The organism is Gracilibacillus halotolerans (assembly GCF_014206945.1).
In the GTDB taxonomy this organism is placed as follows: domain Bacteria; phylum Bacillota; class Bacilli; order Bacillales; family Amphibacillaceae; genus Gracilibacillus; species Gracilibacillus halotolerans.
Map to the genome: position 1 here is coordinate 298,130 of NZ_JACHON010000002.1, position 12,893 is coordinate 311,022.

Annotated in this window: 14 protein-coding genes; 12 read left to right on the top strand and 2 right to left on the bottom strand. The window is 36.3% G+C overall.

What is annotated here, in order from left to right; all coding sequences use genetic code 11:
• Positions 1-135 precede the first annotated feature (135 nt).
• Positions 136-588 (top strand): IDEAL domain-containing protein, encoded by a 453-nt coding sequence (locus GGQ92_RS05215; RefSeq protein ID WP_425486378.1) that lies wholly within the window; start codon positions 136-138, stop codon positions 586-588.
• Between the two features lie 140 nt (positions 589-728).
• On the top strand, positions 729-1,712 hold the full coding sequence (locus GGQ92_RS05220) for a Gfo/Idh/MocA family protein (protein WP_343068763.1): 984 nt from the start codon (positions 729-731) through the stop codon (positions 1,710-1,712).
• A gap of 107 nt (positions 1,713-1,819) precedes the next feature.
• Here the strand turns inward: GGQ92_RS05220 and GGQ92_RS05225 are convergent, their stop codons facing one another.
• Entirely contained in the window at positions 1,820-3,856 is a 2,037-nt protein-coding gene (locus GGQ92_RS05225) for a penicillin-binding transpeptidase domain-containing protein (protein ID WP_184245317.1), read from the bottom strand.
• Positions 3,857-4,180: 324 nt separating this feature from the next.
• Here GGQ92_RS05225 and GGQ92_RS05230 point away from each other — a divergent pair, with 324 nt between their 5' ends.
• Together GGQ92_RS05230 and GGQ92_RS05235 are read left to right on the top strand one after the other, a co-directional pair.
• Positions 4,181-4,696, top strand: a complete 516-nt coding sequence (locus GGQ92_RS05230) for a VanZ family protein (protein WP_184245319.1) — start codon at positions 4,181-4,183, stop codon at positions 4,694-4,696.
• Positions 4,697-4,734: 38 nt separating this feature from the next.
• Positions 4,735-4,881, top strand: coding sequence for a hypothetical protein (locus GGQ92_RS05235; protein WP_184245321.1), 147 nt, complete (start codon positions 4,735-4,737; stop codon positions 4,879-4,881).
• Between the two features lie 123 nt (positions 4,882-5,004).
• Here the strand turns inward: GGQ92_RS05235 and GGQ92_RS05240 are convergent, their stop codons facing one another.
• Entirely contained in the window at positions 5,005-5,646 is a 642-nt protein-coding gene (locus GGQ92_RS05240; protein ID WP_184245323.1) for a YigZ family protein, read from the bottom strand.
• Positions 5,647-5,803: 157 nt separating this feature from the next.
• Between GGQ92_RS05240 and GGQ92_RS05245 the strand changes: the two genes are divergently transcribed.
• From GGQ92_RS05245 to GGQ92_RS05280, 8 genes are all read left to right on the top strand, one after another.
• Positions 5,804-6,928, top strand: coding sequence for a sensor histidine kinase (locus GGQ92_RS05245; RefSeq protein ID WP_184245325.1), 1,125 nt, complete (start codon positions 5,804-5,806; stop codon positions 6,926-6,928).
• A 228-nt stretch (positions 6,929-7,156) separates the two neighbouring features.
• Positions 7,157-7,861 carry a response regulator transcription factor gene (locus GGQ92_RS05250; RefSeq protein WP_184245327.1) on the top strand — a complete coding sequence of 235 codons (705 nt, stop codon included), beginning with the start codon at positions 7,157-7,159 and terminating at the stop codon, positions 7,859-7,861.
• A gap of 244 nt (positions 7,862-8,105) precedes the next feature.
• Positions 8,106-8,948 (top strand): DegV family protein, encoded by an 843-nt coding sequence (locus tag GGQ92_RS05255; RefSeq protein WP_184245329.1) that lies wholly within the window; start codon positions 8,106-8,108, stop codon positions 8,946-8,948.
• Positions 8,949-9,674: 726 nt separating this feature from the next.
• Positions 9,675-10,790, top strand: coding sequence for an ATP-dependent helicase ComFA (locus tag GGQ92_RS05260; protein ID WP_343068764.1), 1,116 nt, complete (start codon positions 9,675-9,677; stop codon positions 10,788-10,790).
• A gap of 4 nt (positions 10,791-10,794) precedes the next feature.
• Complete coding sequence (locus GGQ92_RS05265; RefSeq protein ID WP_184245333.1) at positions 10,795-11,484, top strand: ComFC family protein; 690 nt, start codon at positions 10,795-10,797, stop codon at positions 11,482-11,484.
• Between the two features lie 46 nt (positions 11,485-11,530).
• The gene (locus GGQ92_RS05270) at positions 11,531-11,932 is read left to right on the top strand and encodes a TIGR03826 family flagellar region protein (protein WP_184245335.1); all 402 of its coding nucleotides are present in this window, start codon (positions 11,531-11,533) and stop codon (positions 11,930-11,932) included.
• Between the two features lie 114 nt (positions 11,933-12,046).
• Complete coding sequence (gene flgM, locus GGQ92_RS05275) at positions 12,047-12,307, top strand: flagellar biosynthesis anti-sigma factor FlgM (RefSeq protein ID WP_184245336.1); 261 nt, start codon at positions 12,047-12,049, stop codon at positions 12,305-12,307.
• An 86-nt stretch (positions 12,308-12,393) separates the two neighbouring features.
• Positions 12,394-12,891 carry a flagellar protein FlgN gene (locus GGQ92_RS05280; RefSeq protein WP_184245338.1) on the top strand — a complete coding sequence of 166 codons (498 nt, stop codon included), beginning with the start codon at positions 12,394-12,396 and terminating at the stop codon, positions 12,889-12,891.
• Positions 12,892-12,893: the final 2 nt, after the last annotated feature.

Consider the following 12,893-nt stretch of genomic DNA (forward strand, 5'->3'; position numbering starts at 1 on the left):
TGTAAGACTTTCAGAATAGGCCAACCGTATACAAAATAATTAAATGAATTAGTTGTAAACGCTTTCTATTTTACTGCATATGATGTAAAATAAGAATAATAAGCCTCAGACTATAGAAAACGGATTCCTTAGGAGGTGTCTAGCTTGCCTACCATTAAAACGTTTAAACCGTATTATGTAAAGGATGACGGGGACCATATTAGAGTTGTCCTGGCTTACCAGTATTTCTCCATTGTAATTAATGAAATCGTTTATCACTTTGTACCACTAGAAGCTAGAGAAATTCGAATCAATCGGATTACACAAAAAGTTGAAAATAAAAATGATATATTTGTCTTCCAAAATGGTAAGAAATATGAAAGTATATCTGTCGCAAACTTAATGAGAATTAAAGATTTTCAATTACATTTAGCTAGTATTCTAAGTCCTTATATGGTATTAACAAAAATGGATGTAACACACGATGAAATTAATGCTGTAATTATGGAACTAGAGAAGAGCAATATTCATCGTTTGATTGATCAAGCATTAGACGAAAAGAATGAAGCTGACTTTTTAAAATATACCGAACTATTAAAAAATATGTGAAGCAAAGGCTACTTAATAGGGAAACGACCTTATTGAGTAGCTTTTCCTATTTTATAAACATTCTTATATGAATTCATTAGAAAGTGTTGTAAAATAATTGGGGATGACGCTTACATAACGGAAAGGTGAGGATGAGTATGATGAGATGGGGAGTTTTGAGCACAGCAAAGATAGGACTAACGCAAGTAATTCCAGCTATTCAACGATCCAAAAATGGAAGAGTAGTTGCGATTGCAAGCCGTAACATGGAGAACGCTAAAAATGTAGCCAAAGATTTGGAAATCGATACGGCTTATGGAAGCTATGAAGAATTATTAGATGATTCTTCTATAGATGCCGTGTATATTCCACTACCAAACGCATTACATAAAGAATGGGTAATCAAAGCTGCTGAAAAGAAGAAGCACGTTTTGTGTGAAAAACCAGTAGCTGTATCATTAGAGGAATTAAAAGAAATGACAGACGCTTGTGAAAGAAATGGCGTCAAGTTTATGGAAGCATTTATGTACCAATTCCATCCGCAACATGAGAAGGTTAAAGACCTAATTGCAGAAGGTGTGATAGGTGATGTAGCAATGATGCGTGCCAGCTTTACTTTCTTCCTAAACGATTCTTCTAATATTCGTTTAAGTGAAGATTTAGCAGGTGGCTCTATGTTTGATGTCGGTTGCTATGCATTACATTCGATACGAAATATTTTGAATGCAGAACCTGTCTCTGTATATGCAGCACAAAGTAATCGTGGAGAATTCCAAGTAGACACAACAATGGCTGGTGTCATGCATTTTGCAGATGGTAAGCTAGGTATTTTTGACTCGAGTTTTGATGTAGATGGCCAAAACATCTATGAAATTGCTGGATCGAAGGGGAGAATCACCGTACCTGGATCATATCGACCAGATGAAAATGAAAATATGGAAGGGAACGTTATCGTAGAAGTAAATGGTGAGCGAACCGTGCATAAGTTCCCTGGTGATCAATACAAACTGATGGTGGAGCATTTTGCAGAAGCTGTACTAGAAAATAAAGAACTATACTATGACACTGAAAAAATGACGAATCAGATGAAAGTATTAGAAGCCGTATATCGTAGTAGTAAGAGTAAACAAGTGGAGAATGTTTAAATAAAAAGTTTATTAATGTTATGTTTATTAAATGTCCCAATGTCTATAATCAAAAGACCGAATCTCCCATCTTATAGAGATTCGGTCTTTGTCATGCTAACTATGATTTATTGAGCAACGTCAGCGATAACATTTCCAACTTTTTCAGCAACATATCCACTTCCGCCAGATTGACCTTCAATCCGTTCGACCATCATAGCGACAAGCATGCTTGCATCCTCCGTGTAACCAACGAACCAGCCATTTTCTTGGCCGTCTTTCTCTTCTTTCGTTAGTTTTAACTCAGCTGTTCCTGTTTTTCCAGCAATAGTAACATTAGAGATATTTGCATTGCTTCCTGTCCCATTTGTAACAACTTTTCGTAAGGCGTCATTTATAATTGCGACCTGCTCCGATGTAATTAGGGACTCTTTCCACGTTTCACCTTTTTCTTCGTCCATCAACAATGTCGGTTTAAGCATGTTCCCTTCATTTAAGAAAGGTGTAAAAGCTGTTGCTAGATGGAGCACACTCATTTCAATTTCTCCTTGCCCATAGCTAGTGTTAGCAAGTAACACTTCTTCAGAAAGGTCTCCATCAGAAGAGATGGTACTTTTAGCGATAGGGTAAGTAAAAGGAAAATCTTCTTCAAAACCAAATGATTGTAAACCTTCTATGAAAGGTTCAGCCCCCATCTTAAGTGCTTGTTGTGCAAAATAAATATTATCCGAACGAACAAGCGCATCCGTTAAATCCACTTTGCCACTACTAGACTCAGACACTCGACGCACCTCGTAATTGCCCCAACCTTCTTTCGACCATGTTAATCCACTGATTGCCAATTCCTCCTGTGGGTCAATGGATCCATTGTTTAAACCGATAGCTGAGGTTATTGGTTTAAATGCAGAGCCAGGAGCATACGTAGAAGCAAAGCGATTCAGCAATGGATTGTTTGGATCATCTTGCCATTCTTGCCACTGATCTGCACTAAGTCCATATAAAAATGCACTAGGGTCAAATGAAGGACTGCTTACAAGAGCTAATGCTTCTCCTGTTTGAGGATGTAAAGCTGCTGCTGTACCTGCTTCTCCATCTAATTCATCAAATAATCGTGCTTGAACTTGTATATCAATGGTTAACGTGATGTCCTTACCATGTTGGACCTCTTTTTCCGCTATGATTGCAGGCTCTTGTCCTTCGCTCTCCGCGATGATTTGCACACCACTTTCCCCACGTAAGTCTTCCTCATAAAGTTGTTCTAATCCTCGATAACCAATCAGATCATTTTCTGAATAAATTGATTGGTCAACTTCTTCCCATTTGTCCGCATTCATTGGTGCAATATATCCAACTAGATGTGCTGCTTTCTCACCTAGCGGATACACTCGTCCAGTTTTCATTTGATAGGTGAGTGGTGGAATTTCATTTACTGCTTCCTCAAGACCATTATCGTGAATGGTTGGAACTACCTTTAAAGGAACAACGTGATGAGGTTCAACCCAACTCGCACTTAAAGCAGTCTCAATTTCTTCTACTGTAATCCCTAGCACTTCTGCTACTTGTTCTTTTTCTTCCTCTTCATTCTCAGTAAATCTCTCTGGAACAACAGACATTTCATACACATCGCCATTTTCAGCTAAACCATTTCCGTTTCGATCAAAAATTTGACCGCGATTTGGTTCCGTTGTTTTGATACGAATGGTTCCTTCATTTTCGAGTTGTGGGAAAATGAATCCTGCGTCCCATTCTATCGCCCAATCCATGACTTCTTCGTCCTCGACTGTTTTCATTTCTTTTACTACGGTCATTTCTCGTTGAAATTCAACTGGACCTGCTAATGTTGTCATCGATACAGATAAAGGAAACACCATAGATTCGACTTCATCCCAGTTTACTTCTTCGTCCTCATTCGTTTCTTGTGACGAGTATGTAACTTCAAGCTCCTCTACATCTAAATCCCCGTAAATTTTTTCATAACGATCAACAAAATCCTCTTGTGATACGTCGTTTGCAAGCATTTGGTACATCGATTCATAATCTCCAGAATTCCAATGGTCTACATATTCCTTTAGCCGATCTTCAGGTGTGATAACTTCCTCCTTGTTACATCCTATAAGAATAAGACCAATAAACAAGATTGCGATAAATAAAATCGTCCGTTTCATGTAATCCCCCTTAAAAGAAAAATGCGCTGGAAACATTCCACACGCATGATCTTAATTGAAGTCATTTTTGGTTAGAGCTTCGTTTATAGAAATCAGCTCTTTCCTTTAAAATGCATATCTTATCAACTATTATACTAACTAAAAATAGAAAATGCACGAACAAAATGTAAGCATAACCACCAAAAAAATAAAGGGTATAGCGAATAGTAATAATAGGGATAGAGAAGAACAGCCCTTTTTCAAATATATACTACTTTTCCAAAAAGATATGATATAATTAGTAAGGTTTATTGGAAATTGTAACGATTATTTGGAGAATCTACCATGTATAAAAAAGTAAGCAGTTGGCTATTAACGATATTGTGGATGAGCATGATTTTCTACTCATCTGCTACACCTTATGAAAAACAAGATGTGAAACCACTATTGGAAAACACGTTTGACTTCACATTTTTAAGACCAATCTTAGAACCGTTTGTATTTACATATAATCAAAGTATCATAAGTGTGGAAGCGCTCGGAGTAGAAGGCTACTTAGAATTCTTCCTTCGAAAAGGCGCGCACGTGTTTGTTTTTATGATACTATGTATATTATTCTATTATTCTTTTAAACATACGATTAACCGAGCTGTTTTACTTCTAGCCTTTATATGTACATGCCTTTACGCTATATTCGATGAATGGCATCAGAGCATTACACCAAATCGAACACCATATATTGGAGATGTTTTTTTAGATAGCTTCGGTGCTTTATTAGGAATTTTGTTTATTCTCGTATTAGAAAGAGTGTGGAAAAGGAAAGTAAGGAAATTACAAAAAAATACACAAAATGAACTATAAATCATACTGTAATAGTGTAAGGAAAAGGGGATGAGACCTTGAAGGAACAAGAGGTTTATCGTTCAATATTACAAAAAATGATAGATGCTACTGAAAAAGAACAGATTAATTCATCTGCAGATTTTATAAAAAAATTGAGTGCTGAATTAAAGCAATCTAATTTAGTTTCTGTCAAAACGAAATAATCCATAGAAACGTACTTAATAATGAAAAGGCTATCCCATATGTGGATTGTAATTAGGGGGATAGCCTTTTTGTATCCATTAATTGATAAAATGATATTTCCCTGGGAATAATTATAATAGTTATTATGGATTTGGAACATCAATTTCTTTATAGGTTACTGTGCCTTTAGTTATTTCAGCTGCAGCATGGGACAAATTATTCATCCAGTCGATAAAAGTATCTGTTTCATCACTATTAACAAAAATGTGCAACGTCACTTTATCCGTATATTCTATCTGATCTAGTAGGAAGTTAGTCTTTTGAATGTCATTTTCTATTTTTCCTAATAATGGATATTCAACTGTCACTAAATATTCCTGCATAAGTCGTCTTTCTACAACACCAGTGCCATTCACACCTAATGTTGCCGAACTAGCATAAGCACGAATTAAGCCGCCAGCACCAAGTTTTATTCCACCAAAATATCTCGTGACAACGACAGTAGTATCTTTTAGTTCTCTTTTCTTAAGAACTTCTAAAATGGGGACCCCTGCAGTGCCACTAGGTTCTCCATCATCATTCGCTTTTTGGATTTGGTCATGCTCTCCGATGATATAAGCGGAACAGTTATGTGTCGCATCCGCATGTTTTTTCTTAATAGATTGAATAAATTGTTGAGCTTCCTCTTCCGTTTCTGTTCTTTTGACATAGCTTAGAAAACGAGATTTTTGAATAATTTGTTCGGCTGTTCCTTCTGGTTTTACAGTATAATAACGCTCCAGCATCATTGCCCCTCCTAAAAAAAATAAACTTTTTCATATATTTTATAAAATAAAGGTGTTAAAATTTTAAAAACGGGTAATGTATAGCGATAGTCCCCCATAAATAGTACTGAATCATTCGTACGATATAATGAGAAAAAGATTGTGAGGGTTTATTTCCATGGTAAATAGGGACCGTGAATTAGATTATATAATAGATGAGATGATTGATACAGTAAAAAAGAGCAAGGACGAAGTATTCCTCATTTCAGAAGACACCAGAAAAGAACAAGAAAAACTACATAAAGAATTATTGAAACTTCGTGAAGATGTAATCGTAGTAATAGGAGAGAATGAAGGATTAGAGAGACGTGCTGCTGAAGCAAGGAAACATCTTTCTAAAGTTAGTAAGAACTTTAATAAATACTCGGAGGAAGAAATTCGTAAAGCATACGACGAGGCACATAAAGTGCAAACAGAGCTAACAATCAAGCGTGATAAGGAGAAGCTACTACGAGAGCGTCGCGATGAAATTGAACTCCGTCTAAGGTCGTTGGATCAATTGGTAGAACGTGCAGATGGATTAGCAGGAAAAATCTCTGTTGTGTTGAATTATTTAAATGAAGACTTTAGACATGTTTCCGATATACTGCAAGATGCTCAAGAAAAGCAAGAGTTTGGTTTGAAGATTATTGAAGCACAGGAAGAAGAACGTCGCAGACTATCTAGGGAAATGCATGATGGACCAGCTCAAGCATTGGCGAATATCCTTATTCGTTCAGAAATCATCGAACGCATTTACCAAAAAGGCGATGTTGATCACGCACTAAAGGAAATGCGCGATATTCGGAAATTGATTAGAGACTCGTTATATGAAGTAAGAAAAATCATTTATGATTTGCGACCAATGGCATTGGATGACTTAGGGTTAATTCCAACGATAAAGAAATATATCTCGACATTGGGAGCACAGCATAATAATATTCGTTTTATTTATAAAGGGTCTCCTGAACGATTGGATAGTAAATATGAAGTGGCATTATTTCGACTCATTCAAGAATCCATTCAAAATGCCATCAAGCATGCCAACGCAACAGAAATTCTAGTGAAAATAGAACTGTTGAAAGATCGCGTCACAGCAGTAGTAGTGGATGATGGTAATGGGTTTGATCCGAAAGAAAGGAGAGATAAATCCTTTGGGTTAATGGGTATGCATGAGCGAGTGGAAATCCTAGAGGGAAAATTAAAAGTTTCTTCTAGTAAAGAGGCTGGAACGAAAGTAGTAATCGTTATTCCTATCTTATAAATAGGATATCCCATGCAAAAAAATGAAATTTGGTTATAATAGAATAGGTGGGAATTACAGAATTTAGCAACTCACACGTAATACAACATATAATAATCTTTCTTTCTATTGAGCTTTTGTTACTATAAATAGAGTACTAGCAGCTGAACTACTATACTAAAGAGTGCTTAATAAGAAAGAACGATAGAAAGAGATAAATTTAAAGGGAGTTTTTGAGGAGGAGTTTTTATGTCGACTAATATTGTATTAATTGATGATCACAAGCTTTTTCGTGAAGGAGTAAAAAGAATTTTAGAAATGGAAGATGGATTTAACGTGGTAGCCGAAGGGGAAGACGGTTCCATGGCAATCGACCTTGTTAAAAAGTACAAGCCTGATGTTGTATTAATGGACATCAACATGCCAGATGTAAATGGTGTTGAAGCTACTGCAGAATTGCTAGAAAAATACCCTGGTGTAAAAGTGATTATTTTGTCGATACATGACGATGAAAATTATGTAACCCACGCATTAAAATCAGGTGCTCAAGGATACTTATTAAAAGAAATGGATTCAGATGCGCTAATTGAGGCAATCACGGTTGTCAGCGATGGTGGTTCCTACTTACACCCAAGAGTCACACATAACCTTGTAAGAGAGTATCGCCGTTTAGTTTCTGATGAAGAGTCTGTATATGGTGGTTCAGATCAGTCACTAAGTAAGTTAAAAGAATTAGATCACCGTAAACCACTTCATTTGTTAACACGTAGAGAGTGCCAAGTGCTACAACTATTGGCAGAGGGTAAGAGTAACCGTGGAATTTCGGAATCTTTATACATTAGTGAAAAAACTGTTAAAAACCATGTGAGCAGTATTTTACAGAAAATGAAAGTTAAAGACCGTACACAAGCTGTAGTAATTGCAATCAAAAAAGGTTGGGTAGAAATATTCTAATGCAACATACTAACGTTTAAGGAGTATCTTTTTTGTCTTTTTGTGTTACTAATTGTCAAATGAGGTTTTGAATACAGTTACTAATTGAATGTAATATACTTATAAAAAGTAACTAAAATTCTTGTCAATAATCTTATAATCGATGGTTCATAAAACTGAATTTTTTTTAGACTATGCAATACGTTAATTATTAGGTAGAATAGAAAGTAATCTAAATTAGGAAAAAGAAAGGTTCGATTATAAAATGACGGTTGCAATAGTCACAGATAGTACTGCGTATATATCGGAAGAACTTCGTAAGGAATTAGGCATACATATGGTTCCGTTAACTGTCGCGTTTGGTAATGAAACGTACCGTGAGGAAATCGATATTAGTGCGGACGAATTTTATCATAAAGTAAAAGAAGATGGCGAATTACCGAAAACATCTCAGCCGTCTATTGGTTTAGTAACAGAGATGCTTAACGAACTAGCAAAAGATCATAAAGAAGTTATCTTTGTTACGTTGTCTAGTGGTATTAGCGGTACATACCAAACTGTTACAACTGCTAATACAATGACAGATGGGATAGAGGCTATTCCATTTGATTCAGAGATTAGCTGTTATGCTCAAGGTTTTTATGCGATAGAAGCAGCTAAACTAGCCAAACAAGGTAAGAATTCTGAACAAATATTACTTCGTTTAAATGAAATAAAACAAGCGATGCGTGCTTATTTCGTTGTGGATGATTTGACACATTTGCAACGTGGTGGACGTTTAAATGGCGCACAAGCCTTTATTGGTAGTATGCTACAAGTAAAACCAATCCTTCATTTTGTAGATAAAAAAATCGTGCCATTTGAAAAAATACGTACTAAGAAAAAAGCATTAAAGCGTGTATTTGAATTATTTGCAGAAGATGCGGTCACAGGTGTACCAATTCGTGCTGTAGTAATCCACGCAAATCGTTTAGAGGAAGCTCAAACAATTAAAGAAGAGTTAGAAAAACAATATTCTAATATTACGGTAGATATCAGCTACTTTGGTCCTGTAATCGGAACCCACCTAGGTGAAGGAGCAATCGGCCTCGGCTGGTATAAAGAATAAGAGCTAGGATAAAGGATGTTTATAGTCCAAATGCTGAATATCATATTAAAGCCTTGTCAAAATACTTCGCTTTCCGCAGGCAACGCCTCAACTAACTACAAAAGTTTTCCCAAACTTTTGTAGTGGATTTTCGGCTGTTGCTTTCCTGCAGGAGTCTTGTATTTTGACTCGGCTTTGAGTACTATTCCCTTATTGAATATCAGATAACTCCAACCAACATTCGATTCATGCACCTCAATATCAGATAACTCCAACCAATATTCGATTCATGATCCTCAATATCGGATAACGCCACTTAACATTCGATTCATGATCCTCAATATCGGATAACGCCACTTAACATTCGATTCACACATCTCAATATCAGATAACTTCCTAATTAAAAACAAATTCAATTCCAATTAACCTTAAAAATTCCACTAAACACTCCAACTAAAAATCTTTATAGAGATAGGAGGCGCTACAATGGATTTCCCCAAACAGTTAACAGGAAAGATATTGCTCAAAGAAGAACTCCCTTTTGAAAAAGACGAAATTCAACATCTCCTTGATTCCAACGATCTTATCCGGACACCCTCTATTACAAAGACCTTTTTCCAGCTAATCTGCAATCGCTGTGGTAATAAAAAACACCATCTCTTTGGAAAAATACCCTGTTATCGGTGCCAGAAAACCCATTTTTATTGTAGAAACTGCATTCAAACCGGACGAGCTATGGAATGTACCATGTTATATGAATGGACAGGTCCTCAAGCCAATTGGCCACACGAAACAAATCCATGTGCATGGGAAGGGACATTAACTCCTGCTCAATCAAAAGCCGCAACTGCAATCCAACGTGCTATACAGAAACACAAGGAGCAGTTAGTCTGGGCAGTTTGTGGAGCAGGAAAAACAGAGATGCTCTTTCCAGGTATCACGTATGCTTTACAACAAGGAAAAAGAATTTGCCTCGCAACTCCACGCTCCGATGTTGTCCGAGAATTAATGCCTCGTTTTCAAACTGCCTTTCCTCACACAAAAATCGAAGCACTATACGCAAACTCGTCTCAAAAAACTGGAGAAGGACAGCTCATTTTATCCACAACACACCAGTTGATTCGCTACAAGCATGCTTTCGATGTAATGATTATTGATGAAATAGATGCTTTTCCATACCATCAAGATCCTTCCTTGCATTCCCTAGCTGAACGAGCTTGTAAACAAATTTCTAGCAAGATTTACTTAACGGCAACACCAAGGGAGAAATTAAAGAAACGAGTAAGTAAGATACAACTTGCTGCAGAATTTGTCCCGATTCGATTTCATGGTCATCCATTACCAGTTCCTATATCAAAACTCGAGTGGAATCTCCGCAAAAAAATTAACAACAAAAAGCTCCCCCAAACATTAGACTCCTTTTTACAAGCAAGAAACCCTCAACGTCAGCTCCTTATTTTTGTACCAACAATCCATCAACTTCCCTTAATAAAACAGCTGTTAATCAATCGATTCGAGAGTTTAGAAACAGTGCATGCTGAAGATGAAGAAAGAAAAGAGAAGGTGGAGGCATTTCGACAAAAGAAATATGAACTCCTTATTACTACTACTATTTTAGAAAGAGGCGTCACGTTTCCTTCAGTTGACGTTGTTATTTTAGATGCAGGTCATCACGTGTTTGACGAAGCAGCGATTGTTCAAATTGCCGGACGAGCAGGGAGGAGTCCAATAGATCCAACAGGAGATGTCTTATTAATCCACCAAGGTTTAACAGAAGCAATCAAGGCTGCGATCAAGCATATCCAATCGATGAATAACCGTGCGAAAAATCAAATGCAACCCACTAAAATAAAAAGGAGCTAGAACGATGTATTGTCTCATTTGTCATCAAAAAATCATTTACCATCATACGTGGAACTCAATGTTGTCACCTCTATCACAAATTTGCGAAGAATGTAGCATACAGCTAGAACCGATCCAAGCTCCCATTTGTGAAAGGTGTGGTCGACCTTTCAAGGAACCATCTATTTGTAACGATTGCCTCAATTGGCAACGAGACCCTCAATATGAAAAAAGTCTTGCATTCAATCGTGCTATTTTTACTTATAATGATAGAATGAAGGATATTGTGTATCGTTGGAAATATCGAGGTGATTATGAGTTGGTTCACCTTTTTAAGCCTTATATTTCAGAAAAATTTCCGCAGTTTTATCCAAATACAAAAATCCCACTCGTCCCAATTCCATTAACAGATGAGAGAATGTATGAGAGAGGGTTCAATCAAGCAGAAGCGATTGCTCAAATTATTCGTGATCAATTTCATAATCCAATCGTACATGCACTCTCTCGAAAACAAAACAGCCACGAGAAACAATCGAAAAAGTCCAAAATCCAAAGAATTCAAGCAGATAATCCATTTAAGCTAAAAATATCGATAAATAAACCGATAATAATAGTAGATGATATATATACAACCGGAACAACCATACATCATGCGGCAAAACGATTAAAAGAAGCAGGGAGTCCTGCTGTTTATAGTTTAACAATGATTCGTTAATTCGCGTTACGATAAATAGAATGATTGATAAGAAGGAGGAATTTAATTGGCACAGCTTGCTAATTGTACGAGATGTGGAAAATTATATGCAAAAACAGTAAAAGATGTTTGTCCAGACTGTGTAAAGGAATATGAAAAAATGTTTGAGATTGTTTATACATTTTTAAGAAAACGGGAAAATCGTCAGGCTACTATTCCAGAAATAGTAGAGGCAACAGGGGTAGAAGAAAAGGTAATTCTTCAATTTGTGAAAGAAAAGCGACTTCGTCAAAGTCAATTTCCAAATCTTTCGTACCCATGTGAACGCTGTGGTAATCCAATTGTAGAAGGTAAACTATGCTCATCATGTGTTGGTAATTTACAGTCAGAATTAGAGAAACACCAAGAAGAAGATAAACGAAAACGAGAAGAAGCAGCAAAAACGAGAACATACTTTACTCGTGATTAATAAAGAGACAAGGGTATAATAAGGTATATAGAACTATTTATTGATTATTTACTTAACATCTTTTCGTATTGACCGATATAATGAACAGAGAAAAAAGTGAAAGAGGTGTGATGGATGAAGATAAACGGAACCAATCCATCAAGAAATATTCAGGCTTACCAAAATCAACACGTAACACCGCCTAAAACCTTTGGTAAACAAACGAAAGTTGCACAAGCTTCAGATAAATTAGAAATCTCAAAAGAAGCTCTTAAGATGCAAAATCAACATGAGCGCAATGCATATATTAATGAAATTAAACAACAAATTGAGAATGGCGAATATAAAGCAAACGCACAACAAACAGCAAAGGGTATCCTAAATTTCTTTAAATAGGGACGTAACGATGAGAATGGATACCCACAATGGTCGCCTACACACCTTAGAATGTAACATTACTTTTAAAAAAAGGAGCCAGCAAAATGACGGTTCAAACGATTATTACTTTATTAAATCAATTAGTCGAATTGCATAAACGCCTTCTCGCTGTTTCAAAGGAAAAGACGGATATTTTAAAAGAAGGTGATTTTGATAGCTTGCAAGAGTTATTGAAAAAAGAACAAGCCTTAGTGAAAAATATCACTCAAGTAGAACAGAAGAGAATGAAGGAACTAGAACGCTGGTCAATGGATAAAGGATTAAATTTCGAGGAAATAACAGTGACAACACTGATCGAGACATATATAGAAGGTTCGGAAAAGGATGATCTGGAAAAAGTAACGCTTGAACTTGCAAATATTTTACATGAATTGCGTAGTCAAGAAGATTTGAATAAACAACTTACGGAGCAATCGATGCAATTCGTCCAACTTTCTTTGAATATGATGGCACCAAGACCGATGAATAATATGAATTATGGCAATAAACCGCAGCAACCACCATCAACGTACAAGCAATCAATTTTTGATTCAAAAGCGTAGAA